17 protein-coding genes are annotated in these 17,510 nt (G+C 66.2%); 7 read left to right on the forward strand and 10 right to left on the reverse strand.

The features are described from left to right. Positions 1 to 15: 15 nt before the first annotated feature. The gene (locus V6U71_RS06990; RefSeq protein ID WP_411341566.1) at positions 16 to 285 is read left to right on the forward strand and encodes a hypothetical protein; all 270 of its coding nucleotides are present in this window, start codon (positions 16 to 18) and stop codon (positions 283 to 285) included. Positions 286 to 303: 18 nt separating this feature from the next. On the opposite strand, the gene V6U71_RS06995 is transcribed toward V6U71_RS06990, so the two are convergent. The 8 genes from V6U71_RS06995 to miaA form a co-directional block, all read right to left on the reverse strand. Further along, entirely contained in the window at positions 304 to 1,563 is a 1,260-nt protein-coding gene (locus V6U71_RS06995; RefSeq protein WP_411341567.1) for an adenosylmethionine--8-amino-7-oxononanoate transaminase, read from the reverse strand. 86 nt (positions 1,564 to 1,649) lie between these two features. After that, on the reverse strand, positions 1,650 to 2,261 hold the full coding sequence (bioD, locus tag V6U71_RS07000) for a dethiobiotin synthase (protein WP_411341568.1): 612 nt from the start codon (positions 2,259 to 2,261) through the stop codon (positions 1,650 to 1,652). Then, positions 2,258 to 3,394 (reverse strand): 8-amino-7-oxononanoate synthase, encoded by a 1,137-nt coding sequence (locus V6U71_RS07005; RefSeq protein ID WP_411341569.1) that lies wholly within the window; start codon positions 3,392 to 3,394, stop codon positions 2,258 to 2,260. The genes bioD and V6U71_RS07005 overlap by 4 nt, the downstream gene beginning before the upstream one ends. Before the next feature lie 16 nt (positions 3,395 to 3,410). Further along, positions 3,411 to 4,013: a DUF6151 family protein gene (locus tag V6U71_RS07010; RefSeq protein WP_411341570.1), complete on the reverse strand. Its 603-nt coding sequence runs from the start codon at positions 4,011 to 4,013 to the stop codon at positions 3,411 to 3,413. Between the two features lie 49 nt (positions 4,014 to 4,062). Further along, positions 4,063 to 5,097: a ketol-acid reductoisomerase gene (gene ilvC, locus V6U71_RS07015; protein ID WP_411341571.1), complete on the reverse strand. Its 1,035-nt coding sequence runs from the start codon at positions 5,095 to 5,097 to the stop codon at positions 4,063 to 4,065. A gap of 88 nt (positions 5,098 to 5,185) precedes the next feature. Continuing rightward, positions 5,186 to 5,701, reverse strand: coding sequence for an acetolactate synthase small subunit (gene ilvN / locus V6U71_RS07020; RefSeq protein WP_054588253.1), 516 nt, complete (start codon positions 5,699 to 5,701; stop codon positions 5,186 to 5,188). 4 nt (positions 5,702 to 5,705) lie between these two features. Further along, positions 5,706 to 7,460, reverse strand: coding sequence for a biosynthetic-type acetolactate synthase large subunit (gene ilvB / locus V6U71_RS07025; protein ID WP_411341572.1), 1,755 nt, complete (start codon positions 7,458 to 7,460; stop codon positions 5,706 to 5,708). A 74-nt stretch (positions 7,461 to 7,534) separates the two neighbouring features. Continuing rightward, positions 7,535 to 8,494, reverse strand: a complete 960-nt coding sequence (gene miaA, locus V6U71_RS07030) for a tRNA (adenosine(37)-N6)-dimethylallyltransferase MiaA (RefSeq protein WP_411341573.1) — start codon at positions 8,492 to 8,494, stop codon at positions 7,535 to 7,537. Between miaA and serB the strand changes: the two genes are divergently transcribed. After that, the gene (gene serB, locus V6U71_RS07035) at positions 8,493 to 9,377 is read left to right on the forward strand and encodes a phosphoserine phosphatase SerB (RefSeq protein WP_411341574.1); all 885 of its coding nucleotides are present in this window, start codon (positions 8,493 to 8,495) and stop codon (positions 9,375 to 9,377) included. The two genes, miaA and serB, sit on opposite strands and share 2 nt — an antisense overlap. Before the next feature lie 82 nt (positions 9,378 to 9,459). Further along, on the forward strand, positions 9,460 to 10,089 hold the full coding sequence (locus V6U71_RS07040; RefSeq protein ID WP_411341575.1) for a hypothetical protein: 630 nt from the start codon (positions 9,460 to 9,462) through the stop codon (positions 10,087 to 10,089). A 277-nt stretch (positions 10,090 to 10,366) separates the two neighbouring features. Here V6U71_RS07040 and V6U71_RS07045 read toward each other — a convergent pair whose 3' ends face one another. Beyond that, the gene (locus V6U71_RS07045) at positions 10,367 to 11,602 is read right to left on the reverse strand and encodes a histidine-type phosphatase (RefSeq protein ID WP_411341576.1); all 1,236 of its coding nucleotides are present in this window, start codon (positions 11,600 to 11,602) and stop codon (positions 10,367 to 10,369) included. A 193-nt stretch (positions 11,603 to 11,795) separates the two neighbouring features. Here V6U71_RS07045 and V6U71_RS07050 point away from each other — a divergent pair, with 193 nt between their 5' ends. The 4 genes from V6U71_RS07050 to V6U71_RS07065 all read left to right on the forward strand — a co-directional run bounded on the left by V6U71_RS07050 (position 11,796) and on the right by V6U71_RS07065 (position 16,814). Next, complete coding sequence (locus V6U71_RS07050; protein ID WP_411341577.1) at positions 11,796 to 12,116, forward strand: PepSY domain-containing protein; 321 nt, start codon at positions 11,796 to 11,798, stop codon at positions 12,114 to 12,116. Further along, positions 12,116 to 12,781: a response regulator transcription factor gene (locus tag V6U71_RS07055; protein ID WP_411341578.1), complete on the forward strand. Its 666-nt coding sequence runs from the start codon at positions 12,116 to 12,118 to the stop codon at positions 12,779 to 12,781. Before V6U71_RS07050 ends, V6U71_RS07055 begins: the two co-directional genes overlap by 1 nt. Beyond that, complete coding sequence (locus V6U71_RS07060) at positions 12,778 to 14,115, forward strand: ATP-binding protein (RefSeq protein ID WP_411341579.1); 1,338 nt, start codon at positions 12,778 to 12,780, stop codon at positions 14,113 to 14,115. Before V6U71_RS07055 ends, V6U71_RS07060 begins: the two co-directional genes overlap by 4 nt. A 170-nt stretch (positions 14,116 to 14,285) precedes the next feature. After that, positions 14,286 to 16,814, forward strand: a complete 2,529-nt coding sequence (locus V6U71_RS07065; protein WP_411341580.1) for a TonB-dependent receptor — start codon at positions 14,286 to 14,288, stop codon at positions 16,812 to 16,814. A 113-nt stretch (positions 16,815 to 16,927) separates the two neighbouring features. Here V6U71_RS07065 and V6U71_RS07070 read toward each other — a convergent pair whose 3' ends face one another. Beyond that, positions 16,928 to 17,509: a suppressor of fused domain protein gene (locus tag V6U71_RS07070; protein ID WP_411341581.1), complete on the reverse strand. Its 582-nt coding sequence runs from the start codon at positions 17,507 to 17,509 to the stop codon at positions 16,928 to 16,930. Position 17,510 lies beyond the last annotated feature (1 nt).

The raw sequence follows: 17,510 nt of genomic DNA on the forward strand, positions 1-17,510 counted from the left end.
ATCGGACTTCTGCATATGGCCGATTATGAGATTATCGCCGTTCGCGAAGCCGCCGGTAACGGCCGGACGCACCACATTGCTGCGGTCAAGGTTGGCGAGAGCCTGTTCCTCGCGGATCAGATCGTCGACTGGATCACCGCCGGGACACACCGTTTCTGGGTGTGGTTTCATAATGAAGAGGTCGATGTCATCGCGAGGGAGCAAGGCTCGTCGCGACGCTATTATTTGACGATAGCGGGCGGAAGTTTTCCGCCCGTCGCGATGCTGTCGCTCCCCCGGTTTTGAACGGAGTGGCTCGGCGAATTACAGCGCGTCGAGTGAGGCCCTGATCGTGTCCCACACCTGCGCCAGCTCGTCGGGGGCGATGCAATAGGGCGGCATCACATAGACGCTGTTGCCGAGCGGACGGAGGAGGACGCCGTGGTCGCGGGCGAAGGCGATCAGGCGCGGCGCGAACGTCGAGAGATAGCCGTTGTCGGGGACCACGATGTCGACCGCAGCGATGGTGCCGAGGCGGCGGGGGTTCTGTGCGCGCGGATCGGCGGCGAGCAGCGCGAGATGCGCGGCCTGCGCGTCGGCGAGCGCGTCGATGCGTTGCTGCACCGGCTCGTCGCGCCAGATTTCGAGATTGGCGTTGGCGGCGGCACAGGCGATCGGGTTCGCGGTATAGCTGGACGAATGATAGAAGGTCCGGGCGCGGTCGGTCGAATAATGGGCGTCGAAAATCGGATCGGTGCAGAGGGTGACCGCGAGCGGGATGGCGCCTCCGGTCAGTCCCTTCGACAGGCAGGCGATATCGGGGATGACCCCCGCCTGATCGCAGGCGAAGCGGGTGCCGGTGCGCCCCCAGCCGGTCATCACCTCGTCGGCGATGAACAGGACATTGTGGCGCGCGCAGATGGCGCGCATCTCGGCCAGCACCCATGCGGGGTAGATCAGCATGCCGCCGGCGCCGAGGATGAGCGGTTCGACGATGAAGGCGGCCGGTTTCTGTGAGCAAGCCGCTTCGAGGGCGTCGAGGGTCGCCTGTACCTGCCGCTCGTGCGGAAAGGGGATGGTGCCGACGTCGAACAGCAGCGGCTGCCAGGCGCGGTTGTAGACGCCGCGTTCGCCGACCGACATCGTGCCGATGGTGTCCCCGTGATAGCTGTGTTCGAGGACGAGGATGCGGTGGCGCGGCTCGCCGATATTATACCAGTAGCCGAGCGCCATCTTGAGCGCGACCTCGACGCTGGTCGAGCCTGAGTCCGAGAAGAAGGCGCGGGTGAGCGGGGCGGGGGTGATGCGGATCAGTTCGGCGGCGAGCGTTTCGGCGGGCTCGTGCGTCCAGCCGGCGAAGATGAGCTGGTCGAGCTTTTCGGTCTGGGCGCGGATCGCGGCCATGATGCGCGGGTTGGCGTGGCCGTGGGTGGTGACCCACCAGCTCGATATCGCGTCGATCCAGCGATCGCCGGCGGCGTCGTAGAGACAGGCGCCCGCGGCGCGGTCGATCAGCGGGATCGGGTCGCCGAGGCCGTGCTGGGTGAAGGGGTGCCAGACGGGGGATTGATGAGTCTTCGTCATGTTTTTCGGTCCGTGCTCCCCGGCGAAAGCCGGGGTCCAATGCAACACTTCCATGGGCCCCGGCTTGCGCCGGGGATCACGCGGGATCAGGCGAAATCTGCCGGGTCGAAGTTGGCAGTAAAAGCGGCGGCGAGACTTTCGGGCGTGAGCGGATCGACCACCGGCAAACGCCCGAGCCGCCGCACGCCGCCGATGTCGGCAATAATCGCTTCGCTGTCCTCGACCGCATCGCGGAGGAAAGCGACGCCGTGGATCGGTACGCCGCGCGCTTTCAGCGCCTCGATTGTCATCAGGCTGTGGTTGATCGTGCCGAGGCTGGTGCGCGCGCAGACGATCACGGGGATTTGCCAGCGCGCGAACAGGTCGGCGTAAAGGATCGACCGGGTGACCGGGACGAGCGCGCCGCCGGCGCCTTCGACGAGCAGGTCGCCGTCGGGCGGGATCAGCCGGTCGGAGTCGATGGTGACGCCGTCGATTTCGGCGGCAAGGTGCGGCGAGGCGGGGGTGACGAGGCGATACGCCTCGGGATGGACGCGCACGCCCGCGAGGCGGGCGACAGCTTCGCTGTCGGTCTCTTCCTCGAGGCCCGACTGGATCGGTTTCCAGTATGGCAGCGCCAGCGCCCCGGCGAGCGCGGCGGAAAAGACGGTCTTGCCGATGCCGGTGTCGGTGCCGGTGACGACGAAACGGCGGGTCATGCTGTCGCCATTGCCGCCGCTAGCGTGTCCAGCATCGCGTCGATCTCTGCCTCGCCGACATTGAGGGTGATCGCGATGCGCAACCGCGCGGTGCCCTGCGGCACGGTGGGCGGGCGGATGCCGCGGACGTCGAAGCCCGCCTGCTGGAGCGCGCCGGCGATGCGCATCGTGCGCGCATTGTCGCCGATGACGACGGGCAGCACCTGGCTGCCGCTGGGCGGCAGGCCGAGCGCGGCGAGGCGCGTTTCGGCATGGCGGACGAGCGATAGCAGGCGCGCCTGCCGTTCGGGCTCGGTCGCGACGATTTCGAGCGCCTGGCGGACGAGCCACGCCATCAGCGGCGACGGCGCGGTCGAGAAGATGAAGGGGCGGCCGCGGTTGACGATGAAGTCGCGGACGATGTTAGGGGCGCAGAGCAGCGCGCCTTCGACGCCGAGCGCTTTGCCGCAGGTGTGGAGGGTGACGAGATTGTCGCGGCGTATAAGGGCGTGCGCGAGGCCCTGTCCGGCGGGGCCGTAGACCCCTGTCGCATGCGCTTCGTCGACGACGAGGACGGCATCGTGGCGGTCGGCAACGGCGGCGAGCTCGGTCAGCGGGGCGCGATCACCGTCCATCGAATAGAGGCTTTCGACCGCGATCCACGGCGTCCCGGTGCCGCCCGCGGCGCGCCATGCGGCGATCGCATCGTCGAAGGCCTGCGGATCGTTGTGCGCGGCGGCGACGTGCGCCGCACGGCCGAGCTTCATCCCGTCGTGGGCGCTGGCGTGGATCAGCTCGTCATGGACGATCAGGTCGCTGCGCTGCGGCAGCGTCGCGAAAAAGGCGGCGTTGGCGGCGAAGCCGGTCGGGAAGAACAGCGCCGCTTCGTGGCCGTAATGGCGCGCGGCGTGCACTTCGAGCGCTTCATGTTCGGCATGATTGCCGCGGAGCAGGCGCGAACCGCCCGATCCGGCGGGGAGGCCCTGCGCGATCCCGGCGGCGAGCGCGTCGCGGAGGACGGCGGAGTTCGCGAGGCCGAGATAATCGTTCGAGGCGAAATCGACCCCGGCGCGCGGCGCGAGGATGCGGCGGCGATTGTCGGCGGCGAGCCCGGCGAGGTCGGCGTGATGCGCGGTGAAGGGCGTGGTGGTCATCCGGTGTTCTCTTTCGTCATCCGCGGCGCCCGGCCTGTCGCTCTGCAGCGGTCAGGCGGCGCGGCGGCGCAATCGGCGCGAGCGTGGCGGCGTCGAACAGGGCGCAGCGCCGGCGGGCGCCGGAAATCATGTCGCGGACCATGCGCGGGAAGAAGCGGCGCATCAACCGGCCTATGCTCATCTTCGGCAGCGCGCTCGTGTCGCCGATGCCGTCCTGTGTGAAGAGGTGGCCGAGCGGCGGGCCGAGCAGCGCGGCGCGCTCGCTCGGGTCGCAGGCTGCGACCTGCGTCGTGATATAGGGAATGCGGCCGTTGGCGTAGCTGTTGAACAGCGGCATGCCGCAGCAGGATGCATACCAGCGCAGCGTCGGTTTGTCGGTCATATGGACGCAGGCGAGCCGGTCGCGGCCGGTGTCGATCCGCATCCGCGCGCACCGCGACTGGTACAGCGAGGTGCCGCCATGCTCGTCGAGCACGCGCCCGGCGTGGCCGAGATAGTGCGTCAGATCCTGGCAGTCGGTGCAATGGCATATGACATGGTCGCCCTGATCGGGCCCGGCGCCGAGCAGCGTTCCGGAAACCGTCCCGCAAGCGCAGGCAAAGGAAAGGTCGGCGGCCATGGCCCCTCCCTAATCCTTTACCCGCGATTGCGAAAGCGACCCGAACGCGTCAGTTGACGTTCTTGTCGACCAGCTTGTTCTTGGCGATCCACGGCATCATCGCGCGCAGTTCGGCGCCGGTCTTTTCGATCGGGTGCGCGGCGGCGGCCTTGCGGCTCGCCTTCAGCTCGGGCTGGCCGGCCTGATTGTCGAGCACGAAGTCCTTGACGAAGCGGCCCGAGGTGATGTCGGCGAGGACGCGCTTCATCTCTGCCTTGGTCTCGTCGGTGATGATGCGCGGGCCGGTCTTGATGTCGCCGTACTCGGCGGTGTTCGAGATCGAGTAGCGCATGTTGGCGATGCCGCCTTCATAGAGCAGGTCGACGATCAGCTTGGTTTCGTGGAGGCATTCGAAATAGGCCATTTCGGGGGCATAGCCCGCCTCGACCAGCGTTTCGAAACCCGCCTGGATGAGGTGGGTGACGCCGCCGCAGAGCACGGCCTGTTCGCCGAACAGGTCGGTTTCGCACTCTTCCTTGAAGGTCGTTTCGATGATGCCGCTGCGGCCGCCGCCGACGGCCGAGGCATAGGAAAGGGCAAGCGCCTTGGCGTGGCCGTTGCCGCTGTTGCCGCTGGCTTCCTGTGCGACCGCGATCAGGCAGGGGACGCCGCCGCCCTTCTGATATTCGCTGCGCACCGTGTGGCCGGGGCCCTTGGGGGCGACCATGAAGACGTCGATGTCGGGGCGCGCCTCGATCAGGCCGAAGTGGATGTTGAGGCCGTGCGCGAAGGCAAGCGCGGCGCCGGGCTTCATGTTCGGGCCGAGGTCGTCGGCATAGATTTTCGCCTGATGTTCGTCGGGAGCCGCCACCATGATGACGTCGGCCCATTCGGCGGCGTCCTTGTTCGACAGCACCTGGAAGCCGGCGCCTTCGGCCTTTTTCGCGGTCGCCGAACCGGGGCGGAGCGCGATCGCGACCTCCTTCACGCCGCTGTCGCGGAGGTTCTGGGCGTGCGCATGGCCCTGGCTGCCATAGCCGAGGATGGCGACCTTCTTGCCCTTGATCAGATCCTGGTCGGCGTCGCGATCGTAATAAACCTGCATTGGAAACCCCTTCTAGTCCGATGGCCCCGCGCGGGGGTGAATTGATGTGGGAGGGTGGCCCCGGCATTCGCCGGGGTACGGTAAAATCCTAAAGCGCCTCCGCGCCGCGGGCGATGGCGACGACGCCGGTGCGGCCGACTTCGACCAGTCCGCATTCGCGCATCAGGGCGACGAAGCGGTCGACCTTTTCGCTGTTGCCGGTGATTTCGAAGATGAAGCTGCTGATCGTCGTGTCGACGACCTTGGCGCGGAAGACGTCGGCGAGGCGCAGCGCCTCGATCCTTTTGTCGCCGGTGCCCGCGACCTTGACCAGCGCGATCTCGCGTTCGACGTGCGCGCCATTGTCGGTGAGGTCGGTGACCTTGTGCACCGGCACGAGGCGGTCGAGCTGCGCGATGATCTGGTCGATGATCGGCGGCGGGCCGTTGGTGACGATGGTGATGCGGCTCAAGGCATGGTCCGAACTGATGTCGGCCACGGTCAGGCTTTCGATATTATAGCCGCGCGCGGTGAACAGGCCGGTGATCTTGGCGAGCACCCCGGCCTCGTTGTCGACGGTGATGGCGAGCACGTGGCGCTCGCCGGCTTCGGTCTTGATTTTCATGATGTTACACCAGTGCCTTGGCTTCGTCGTCCATCGTGCCGGTAACGTCGCTCGGCTGGAGGAGCATTTCGGTGTGCGCGGCGCCCGACGGGATCATCGGGAAGCAGTTGGCGAGCTTGGCGACGCGGCAGTCGACGATCACCGGCCCCGGCGTGTCGAGCATCGTCCGGATGCCCGCCTCGAGTTCGCCGAGCGTATCGATGCGCAGGCCCGTCCAGCCATAGGCGTCGGCGAGCTTCACGAAATCGGGCAGGCTGTCCGAATAGCTGTTCGAATAACGGCTTTCATAGGTCAGTTCCTGCCACTGGCGGACCATCCCCATCCATTCATTGTTGAGGATGAAGATCTTCACCGGCAGGCGGTACTGCGCGACGGTGCCCATTTCCTGGATGTTCATCTGGAGCGAGGCTTCGCCAGCGATGCAAATGACGAGGCGGTCGGGATTGGCGATCTGCGCGCCGACCGCGGCGGGGAAGCCGTAACCCATCGTACCGAGCCCGCCGCTGGTCAGCCAGCGGTTCGGTTCGGCAAAGCCGAAATGCTGCGCCGCCCACATCTGGTGCTGGCCGACCTCGGTGGTGACGATCGGGTCGCGGCCGCGCGTCGCGTCGAACAGCGCCTTGACCGCACGCTGCGGCATGATTTCGGCGTCGGCTTCCTTCTTTTCGGGAAAGTCGAGGCAGCGCGTCGCGCGCCAGCCGTCGACGCGGCGCCACCATTCGCCAAGGTCGCGCGCCTTGTGACCTGCCGCCTGCCAATCGGCGACGATCGCCGCGAGGGCGCGGCCGGCATCGCCGACGATCGCGAGGTCGACGGGCACGATCTTGTTGATCGAGCTCCTGTCGATGTCGATGTGGATCTTCTTCGAGTCCGGCGAGAAAGCGTCGAGGCGGCCGGTGACGCGGTCGTCGAAGCGCGCGCCGACCGCGATGATCAGGTCGGCGCGGTTCATCGCCATATTGGCCTCGTACGTCCCGTGCATGCCGAGCATGCCGAGCCATTTCTCGTCGTCCGACGGAAAGGCGCCGAGCCCCATCAGCGTCGAGGTAACCGGCGCGCCGGTGAGCGCGACGAGCTGGCGCAGCGCGGCGCTGGCGGCCGGACCGGCGTTGATCACGCCGCCGCCGGTGTAGAAGACCGGGCGTTCGGCGGCGGCGATCATCGCGACAGCGCGGGCGATCGCATCGCCGTCGGGCTCGACCTGCGGGCGATAGCTGTTGTGCAGGATATTTTCGGGCACGACATATTCGCCGGTCGCGACCTGCACATTCTTCGGGATGTCGATCACCACCGGGCCGGGGCGGCCGTGGGTCGCGATGTGGAACGCCTCGTGGAGGATCGGGCCGAGGCGTTCGGGGTCCATCACGAGATAATTATGCTTGGTGCAATGGCGTGTGATGCCGACCGTGTCGCATTCCTGGAACGCGTCGGTGCCGATCAGCGCGGTCGACACCTGCCCGGTCAGCACGACCATCGGGATCGAGTCGAGCAGCGCGTCGGTGATGCCGGTGACCGCGTTGGTCGCGCCGGGCCCCGAGGTGACGAGCACGACGCCGGGCTTGCCGGTCGAGCGCGCATAGCCCTCCGCCGCATGGGTCGCCGCCTGTTCGTGGCGGACGAGGACATGCTTGATCGTCGGATGCTTGTAGAGCGCGTCGTAAATCGGAAGGACCGCGCCGCCCGGATAGCCGAACACCGTGTCGACCCCGAGGTCGACCAGCGCCTGAACCACCATGTCGGCACCACTCATTTCCGTCACGACGAAACTCCTTCCAACACAAAAACGCAGCGCTTGTGCGCTGCAACAAGGTTGCGGGCAATAGGTGTATGATTCTATCCTGTCAACAGCTTTTCACGTAATATTATTGCTATTTCATTTATGTTATCGACCGATAATATCTCTTCATGGCGTGGCCAGCCCGCCGGAGGCTGGTGGCGGAACCACGTATATTGGCGCTTGGCATATTGGCGGGTCGCCGCCTGCGTCAGGTCGATCGCCTCGGCGCGGGTGATTTCGCCCGCCAGATGGCGTGCGATCTGCGGCACCCCGATCGCGCGCATCGCGGGCAGGTCGGGGTCGAGATGGCGCGCCAGCAGCGCTTCGACCTCCTCAACCGCGCCGCGCGCGAACATGTCGACGAGGCGCGTGTCGCAGCGGGCGCGCAGCCAGTCGCGCGGCGGCAGCAGGATGAAGGGGGTGAGGGCGATGGCGCCCGCGATGCCGCCCTCGCGCGCCTGTTGCCAGTCGGCGAGCGTCCGGCCGGTCGAGCGGATGACCTCGAGCGCGCGTGCGACGCGGGTGCGGTCGGCGGCGCCCAGCCGCGCCGCGGCGGCAGGGTCGGCGCTTGCGAGCGCGGCATGGGCGTCGGCGACCTCCAGCGCGCGCACCGCGTCGCGCACCGCCGGGTCGATTTCGGGCACCGGCGCGATGCCGTCGAGCAGGGTGCGCAGGTACAGGCCGGTGCCGCCGACGAGGATCGGAACCTTCCCCGCGGCATGCGCGTGAGAGATGATGTGGCGGGCCTCGTCGGCCCAGCGCGCGGCGTTATGCGCCTCGGCCGCGTCGACATGGCCGAAGAGATGGTGGGGCACGTCCGCCATCTCTTCGGTGGTCGGTCGCGCCGAGAGGATGACGAGGTCGGCATAGACCTGGCTGGCGTCGGCGTTGACGACGACCGCGCCGGGGCAGGCTTTTGCCAGCATCACCGCCAATGCGCTCTTGCCGCTGGCGGTGGGTCCGGCGATAAGCGCGACAGGCGGCAGGTCGCCGCGAAAGAATGAAGGAGATGCCATGTTCGTCGCAACGCTGATAGCAGCCGGGAAGCTGACGGGCGAGGTGGTCCGCGAGGCAATCGACCGGCTCGACGCGACGGAACATGATGTTGGGGCACCGCACTGGCTCGACGAGGGCGACGCCGCCGATATCGTCTTTCAGGGTAGTCTGGTCAGCGCGCGCGCCGAACTGGCGAAAATGGATCATGGTGCGCTCGACGTCGTCGTCCAGCCGCTCGGCGACCGCACCAAGAAGCTGATCATCGCCGATATGGATTCGACGATGATCACAGTCGAATGCATCGACGAACTGGCCGACTATGCGGGGCTGAAGCCGCAGATCGCGGCGATCACCGAACGCGCGATGCGCGGCGAGATCGATTTTGCCGCCGCGCTGGCCGAACGCGTCGGGCTGCTCGGCGGGATGGCAGAATCGACTTTGGTCGATTGCCGGATGGAGCGCGTGCGGCTGACCCGCGGCGCGCGGACCTTGATCCAGACGATGAAGGCGCACGGCGCATATTCGATCCTGATTTCGGGCGGCTTCATGCCCTTTGCCGGCCCGGTCGGCGAGGCGATCGGTTTCGACAAGATCGTCGCGAACGAGCTGGAGATCGCGAACGGCCGGCTGACCGGCAAGGTGCTGGAGCCGATCGTCGACAGCGCCGCGAAGCTGGAGACGCTGAAGGCCGAGGCGGCGAAGCACGGCCTGCCGCTCGCCGACACGCTGGCGGTCGGCGACGGCGCCAACGACATCCCGATGATCACCGCGGCGGGGCTGGGCATCGGCTATCACCCGCACCCGGCGGCGGGCGAAGCGGCGGCGGCGGCGATCCGGCATCATGATCTGACGGCGCTGCTTTGGGCGCAGGGTTATCCGCGGCGGTCGTGGGTGTTGGGGTAGGGGTTTCGGTGAGTGGCGTGGGAAGCGGACATTAAACTTTGTCGCTTACTCAAGCCTTTTCGGCGGTGAAGAGCGATGAGTTATGAAAAGATCAGCCCAATTGTATTTGGCGGGGGTGGTGCTGATCGCTCTCTCGTTGCTCGGCGCATGGTTGTTTCTGGCTGACAAATCCGCATCAAAAGCAAGCGACACTAAATCGGATCATGTATCGGCAATCGAGCAATCCGGCGTTCCCAATCAGTCGCAGCCGTCGCGACAAACAGCTTCACAGGCTAATAGGCCTCAGTCACTCGACTTTATGGTCCGGCAAGCCTCCACCGTGCGCCTTTTCATCGAAGGTGTGCCCTTTAAGGAACCGGTCAGCACGCAAAAATTGATCGATAATGTGAAAGGCATTTCGTTGACCGACGGTCAACGGGCTATTCTTGGGCAATCAATTCATAAAAAGCGCGCCACCGAAGAAGATCTTAGCAGCCTGCCGGGATGCTTCATTCCGCATCATTTTTTTCGTTTCTACGACGAAGAGGGCGTCGCGTTTGCTGAACTCTCAGTTTGCTACTGTTGCGGCGGGGCAAGACTTGAGGGGCCAGCGGCCGCTAAAATAATGGGCGACGCCGACTTCATCGAATTCGATTATGCGGCAGTAAAAAAAATGCTTCTAAGCATGAAGGTGCCGACAGACATAAACTGTTCGAAAAGCGCTAGATTCTAAGGTTGAGCGTCCGCAATCGGTCGATCTCAGACAGTCGTCACCCCGGACTTGATCCGGGGTCAACTACGCGGCGCCGGAGGCTGGGCCCCGGATCAAGTCCGGGGTGATGGATATCCTCCCTGTCGCGTAGCGATGGGGAGGTGGCAGCGCAGAGCGCTGACGGAGGGGCAAATGGCGCCAGCGTCGCGGCCCCTCCACCACCGCCTGCGGCGGCGGTCCCCCTCCCCACGGCTGCGCCGCAGGGAGGATTGGGTGAGCGTGATCACCCCGCCTGTCCTTATCCTCGCGGTGCGGCGAGGCGGGTGAAGGCGGTCCAGGTGCAGGCGGTCGCTTCGGCCGAATTGCCGCAGCCGGGGATCGGGAGGTAGCGGCGGAAGAGGGTGTCGCCGCGGCCGAGCGGTTCGAGATTTCGGAGCTGGTCCATCGTCTGGCCGCGATAGAAGGCGCGGACATAGCGTTCGCCCTTCGCATTGCTCACCAGCTCGAAGCCGAGCGCGCTGCCCGGCGGCACTTCGTCGGCGGGATAGCTCGGCACCCGCCAGTGGAGGTCGAAAAAGCCGCCGAGGTCGGCGACATTGGTGTCGTGGCCGGCGAGCAGGGTCAGCCGCGCGGGGCTGGTATCGCCAAGCGCCGCGACGATTTCGCCGACGATGGGTGCGGCGGCCGCGGCGGCGATATAGCCGGGGCGGTTGGCATAGCGGAACTTCAGCGGATGGAAGTGCAGCAACTGTTCGATCTCGGCGCGGCTGACGCGGCCCCAGCCGACCTGCTCCATCGGCATGCCTTCGAGATATTCGAGGAGCAGCGTCTGGCTGGCGGTCGAGCCGACGTCGAGCGGCCCTTCGAGATCGGGGCGGTCGTGCGGCTGCGCGATCAGCCGGCTTGGTTCGGCGACGAGCGGGCAGGCGGGGACGGCGCAGTTCAGGATCTTTGCGAGCAGGGTGAGTTCGCCGCGATGGCGTTCGGTGTCGGCGGCGAGCCCGCCCTCGGGCGCTTCGGCGAGCGAGGCGTCATAGGCGCGCTTGCCGTCGAACGACGCCGGCGCGCCGTCGAGGCCGTGAAAGATCGCATCGTCGTCAGAGCCAGCCGGATGCGCCACCTCGGCGGCGCAGCCGGGCATGAAGCCCGCGGCCCAGTTCCGCGCCGTGTCGATCGTCCGCTGCTTGTAGCTCGCCTTGAGCACGATGGTGCCGGCGGCGGGGCAGCCGCCGGGAAACAGGCCGCGGTCGCCGAACCAGAGGCGGTCGCTTTCGCCGAGCAGTCTGGCCCCGGCGCCGCCGCGCGGGGTGAGCAGGCCATAGTCGACCGGCCAGTCGGGCCAGCGCTCGTCCGAATAGCCGGGGGGGACGACCGCCGCCTTGGTCGGCGGGCGGATGCCGTGGCGCATCAGCATCACGACCTTTTCGAGCTTGAGCGGTCCCGGCGCGGCGGCGGAGGATGCGGCGCCGGTGCCGGGGGCAGGCGCCGCGCAGGCGGCCAGCAGCGCGGTCGACAGGAGGAATATCCGCTTCACTTCGCTCTCCTATTGGAATAAATATATCGACACATCGTATAACAGAAAATATGTTTCATCAATGGGCGGTTTTGCCGACACCCTTCTTCCCTTTCGTCATCCCGGCCTTCGCCGGGATGACGATGGAGGCGAGCGCTTTTGGCCTGAATTGCATGTCAGCGCGATGTCAGGGCCTGTGTGGCAAAAGGGCAGCATGAAAAAGACCCTCCTTATCGCGGCCGCAGTTGCCGCCTTCGCCATTCCCGCTTCCGCCTCGTTCGCCTATGGCGACAAGGACGACCGGGCCGACCAGCAGGCTGCCAGCGCGGCGCTCGCGCGCGGGGAGATCCTGCCGATTGCCCGCGTGCTGCAGATCGCGACCGGGCGCGTCCCGGGCGACGTGCTGAAGGTCGAGCTCGAGCGCGAAAAATTCGGCTTCAAATATGAGGTGAAAATCCTGACCGGAAGCGGCAGGGTGCGCGAGGTTGAAATCGACGCCAAGACCGGCCGGGTAATCAAGATCGAGGATGATTGATGCGTGCATTGGTGGTCGAGGACGATCCGGCGGTCGCGTCCGAACTGGTGCGCGGGATGACCGCGGCCGGCTTTGTCGTCGATCTGGCCGGCGACGGGCAGCAGGCGTGGTTCAACGGCGATGTCGAGGAATATGACGTCGCGGTCGTCGACCTTGGCCTGCCGCGGCTCGACGGGCTGTCGGTGATCAAGCGCTGGCGCGAGGCGGGGCGGAACTTTCCGGTGCTGATCCTGTCGGCGCGCGGCGAATGGACCGACAAGGTCGCCGGGATCGAGGTCGGCGCCGACGATTATATGGCCAAGCCATGGGCGATGGAGGAACTGGTTGCGCGGTTGCGCGGGCTGATCCGCCGCGCCGCCGGGCGGTCGAGCCCGATGCTGCAGGCGGGGCCGGTGCGGATCGACACGCACCGCATGACGGCGACGCTCGACGGCGCGCTGATCAAGCTGTCGCCGCTCGAATACCGGCTGCTCGACTATCTGGCGCATCACGCCGGGCGCGCGGTGCCGGCGACCGAGCTGTCCGACCATCTTTATGGCGACGCCGACGCCGAAAATACCAATGCGATCGAGGCGCTGATTGCGCGGCTGCGCCGCAAGCTGGGGGCGGGAACGATCGAGACCCGGCGCGGCTTCGGCTATCTGGTGCCGGCCGCCGTCGCGTGACCGGCGGTTCGCTCCGGCTGCGGCTGATCGCGGGGGCCGGGGTGGCGATCGCGGTCGCGCTGGTGGTCGCCTGGTTCGCGATGACCTGGCTGTTCAACGGCCATGTCGAGCGGCGCGTCGAGGACGAGCTGCTGGTGCAGGTGCGGCCGCTGCTCGCCGACCTTACCCTGTCGGGCGGGGTGCCGGTCGCGGGATCGGAGCCCGCCGACCCGCGCTTCGCGGTGCCCGCGGGCGGGCTCTACTGGCAGGCGTCGACCGGCGCCGGGACGATCCGCTCGGTATCCTTGTGGGACAGCCGCCTGCCGCGCGCCGCGACGGCGCCCGCCGATACTTGGCGGATGCGCCGCGCCGATGGCCCGTTCGGGCAAAGGTTGCTGCTGATGGAACGCGCGATCCGCCTCCAGCCGCAGGAACCGCCGGTGATCGTCCAGCTTGGTTACGACCTGGCCAAGCTGGCGCCCGCGCAGCGCGAGTTCGGGCGCGAGATGGCGCTGTTCATGGCGATCCTGTGGACCGTGCTGGCGCTCGCCGCCTGGGCGCAGGTTTCGCTGGGGCTGCGGCCGCTGGGCCGGGTGCGGCAGGAGATCGAGCAATTGAGCCGCGACGCTTCGGCGCGCCTCGGCGGTGCCTATCCGCGCGAACTCGCGCCGCTCACCACGTCGATCGATGCGCTCGCCGATGCGCGCGAGGCCGATCTGGTGCGGGCGCGGCGCCGCGCCGCCGATCTGGCGCACGGGCTGAAAACGCCGCTCGCGGCACTCGCGGCGCAGAGCGCGCGGATGCGCGAGGGTGGCGCCGCAGAAATCGCCGACGGGCTCGATTCGTCGATCGCCGCGATGCGCGCCGCGATCGACGGCGAACTGGCGCGGACACGGATCAGCCTGGTCCATGAAGGACGCAGCACCGTCGCGCTGCCGCTGATCGAGCGCATCATCGCGGTGATCGAACAGACCGAGGCGGGCGAGCGCGTCGCCTTTTCGCTCGCCTGCGCCGAGGATGCGACGCTGCCGCTGGCCAGCGACGACGCCGCCGAACTGCTCGGCCCGCTGCTCGAAAATGCGGCGCGCCACGCCCGCCGCCTCGTCCATGTCGCGGTCGAGAGCGGTGATGGCGCGCTGGCACTGGTGGTCGGCGACGACGGCCCGGGGCTCGATAGCGCGCAGCGCAGCGAAGCGATCCTGCGCGGCGCCCGGCTCGACTCGGGGGAGGAGGGACATGGCCTCGGCCTCGCGATCGCACGCGAACTGGCGGAGGCAACGCGCGGCGAACTGACGCTGTCCCGGTCGTCGCTCGGCGGGCTCGAGGTCCGCGTATCGTGGGCGTTATCCGCCTGAACTTCCTGTCAGCGTCATGTCAGGAAGGTGCGTTTGCGCCGCGTTGCCGCGCGGTTGGAAGGACCATTGTGCAAGATATATTCTATTTCTCTTGCAATATAGAATAATTGTGTCATTATTGTCATCAACGAGTGCGGCAGAGGAGCCGTGCCGGGGAGGAGAGGCAGTAAATGACACGGTTCGGACGGGCGCTTTTGCTCACGACATGTCTGGCGGTTCCGGTTGCGGGCGCCTGGGCACAGGATACGGCAGGCGACGACGACACGATCGTCGTCAGCGGCCGCCGCGCCGCCGATCGCGCGGCGCTGGAGACGAAGCGCAACACCGACACGCAGGTCGACGAAGTGCGCGCCGACGACGTCGGCCGGCTGCCCGACCAGAATGTCGCCGAAACGCTGCGCCGCCTGCCGGGCCTCAGCGTCGCCAACGATCAGGGCGAAGGGCGTTATCTGACCGTGCGCGGCGTTTCGCCCGACCTGCTCAACGTCACGCTGAACGGCCAGACCGCCGCCGCGCCCGAACCCGACTCGCGGCAGGTGAAGCTCGACGACATCCCGTCGGCGCTGATCGGCGCGATCACCGTGTCGAAGACGCTGACCCCCGACATGGATGCCAACGCGATCGCCGGCGCCGCGAATATCGAGACGGTGTCGGCCTTCGATCGTCCGGGCACCTTCGGCAGCCTGCGCGGCGCCTATGGCAAATACGACCTCAACGGCAAGCATCCCTATGAACTCGACGCATCGATCGGGACGCGCTTTGGTCCCGACCGGCAGTTCGGCGTCGTGCTGGCGGTCAACTATTCGAACCGCGAGTTCGAGGCGCAGAACGTCCAGTCGGGCGGGAGCTGGGAAGAAGTGAACGGCCAGTTCATCCCGCTCGAACAGACGATCCGCGATTATCACACGCGGCGCCAACGCTATGGCGCGGTCGCCAATTTCGACTGGCGGCCGACCGACGCGGTGAAGACCTACGCCCGCTTCCTCTATTCGAAATACAAGGACAAGGAATCGCGGCCGGGCTTCACGATCGAGCTCGACGAGGACGAGATCACCAACCAGACCGCGGCCGGCGGCGATTTTGCCGAAGCCGATGTCGCGCGCGCGCTGCGCTCGCGGCAGGAGGATTCGGACACGCTGACCGGCTCGCTCGGCGGCGAGTTCGACCTTGGTCCGAGCTGGCTGCGCATCGAGGGTAGCTATACCCGCGCCAACAAGCGCGACCCGCATCGCGACGAAATCTCGTTCGAAGGCGAGGGCGTGTCGGGTTCGTACGACCTGTCGGACGGCATCCCGATCTTCCGCCCCGACGCCAGCGCGTTCGATCCGTCGATTTATGAATTCGACGAGACGAGCTACGAAAACCGGCGGGCGCGCGAGGATCTCTACCAGTTCCGCGCCGACTTCCGCACCCCGATCGCGATCGGCGACGACAGTTCGATCAAGGTCGGCGCCAAATATACCAGCCGCCGCAAGACCAACAATATCGAGGCGGCGGTCTATGACGGCTATGACGGCGACTTCACGCTCGACCAGGTCGAGGGCGGGTCGATCGGCAGCATCTTCAAGGGCCGCTATCCGTTCGGGGTCATCATCAGCCGCCCGAGCGCCGACGATTTCTTCGATTCCAATTTCGACGATTTCGAACTCGACGAGGAAGGCACCGTCGGCGACAGCCTGGCCGGCGATTACCTGATCCGCGAGAAGATCTTTGCCGCCTATGCGATGGCGACGCTGAAGATCGGCCAGTTCACGGCGATCCCCGGCGTCCGCATGGAGAAGACGAAGAGCAATTATGCGGCGAAGGCGGTGCTCGATTCCTCGACCGTCGACGACCTCGACAAGGATTACGACAGCTTCGGGTCGCAAAGCTATACCGACTGGTTCCCGGGGTTGAACCTGCGCTGGGACGCGACGCAGTCGCTGGTTTTCCGCGCCGCGGTGACGCGGGCGATCGGGCGGCCGAACTATGAGCAGCTCGCGCCGACGACGATCGTCAACACCGGCGATAACGAGGTCGAACAGGGCAATCCGGGCCTGCGGCCGCTGACCTCGACCAACTATGACCTTGCCGGCGAATTCTATATCGGCCGCAAGGGCATCGTCAGCGTCGCGGGCTTCTACAAGACGATCGAGAACCCGATCTACTCGGCGACGACGGTGCAGAGCGGCACCTTTGCCGGGCAGGACCTGATCGATGCGCAGGTGACGATGCCGGTCAACGCCGACAGCGCCTTCGTCAAGGGCGTCGAAATCAACGCGCAGACCGAACTCAGCTTCCTGCCGTCGCCGCTCGACGGGTTCAGCGTCGGGGGCAGCATCACCTTCGTCAAATCGCGCGCCAAGGGCATCCCCGGTCGCGGCGACGAGCGGCTGCCGCTCGCCAGTCAGTCGAACCGGGTGGCGTCGGCGTTCCTGTCCTATGAAAAGGGCGGGCTGTCGGCGCGCATCGCCTATACCTACCGCTCCGCCTATCTGCTCGAGCCCGGCGAGGATCGCGACACCGACCTGTATGTCGGCGCCTTCAATCAGTGGGATGCGCGCATCGGCTATGACATCGTCAAGCATGTCACGATCTTCCTCGAAGGATCGAACCTCAACGACGAGCCTTATCGTGTCTTCCAGGGCATCCCGTCGCGGATCGACGAGGTCGAGCGCTATGGCTATTCGGTGAAGACCGGGGTGCAGTTCAAATTCTGAGCTTTTGCGGGGGCCACTGGAAAAGGGGTCGGGGAAACCCGGCCCCTTTTTTGATAGGGGTGAGGGGGCTGTTTTGGGGTGGGGAGCGGACGTTCATGTTCGCATCAAATTCGCTACATCACCGGAAGGCGATTGATGTCGAAGATGTCGATCTGCCGCGTTTCAAACAGTGCGTTCAGTGCGTCGGCACCGTTGCGTTCCGCATACACCAATTCCGATTCCGAGATGGGAACCGCCATCAGCCATGTAACCGTACGCCCATCCAGATGAAGGGTTTTGGGGCCGTCATTCCAGAGAAAAGGTGCGACGAACATTACATGGGCTAGCGTTCTCGAAAGATCATACATTTGGAGCACGTCGTTGTGAATCGCTCCGGGCCGCATCGGCCAAGCATCTTTGATGACGTTAAAAGCGCAGGTAGCGAGAACACTTGAGAGGTCCGTCGTTGTTGCGCACGCGCCTATAATTTCAACTCGGAGGTCATTGCTAAATCCCAGGCTGTGTTCGGACAGCCCTAATGTCCCGAAAGCAGTCACGCCCATCCGCGGGCAGTCTGCACGTGTGGCAATGCCGACCCAATTTTCTTCGGGCTCGTCCCAATGTCGATGCACTTTGGGTTGGCCGCCGCCCCACGTTCGCGCCAATTCGCCTGCCGCCGACTTGGTATGTGAGGAGATCGTATCGTCGCGATTCATG

Origin of the sequence: Sphingopyxis sp. J-6 (assembly GCF_046603995.1) — a bacterium.
Taxonomy (GTDB): Bacteria; Pseudomonadota; Alphaproteobacteria; order Sphingomonadales; family Sphingomonadaceae; genus Sphingopyxis.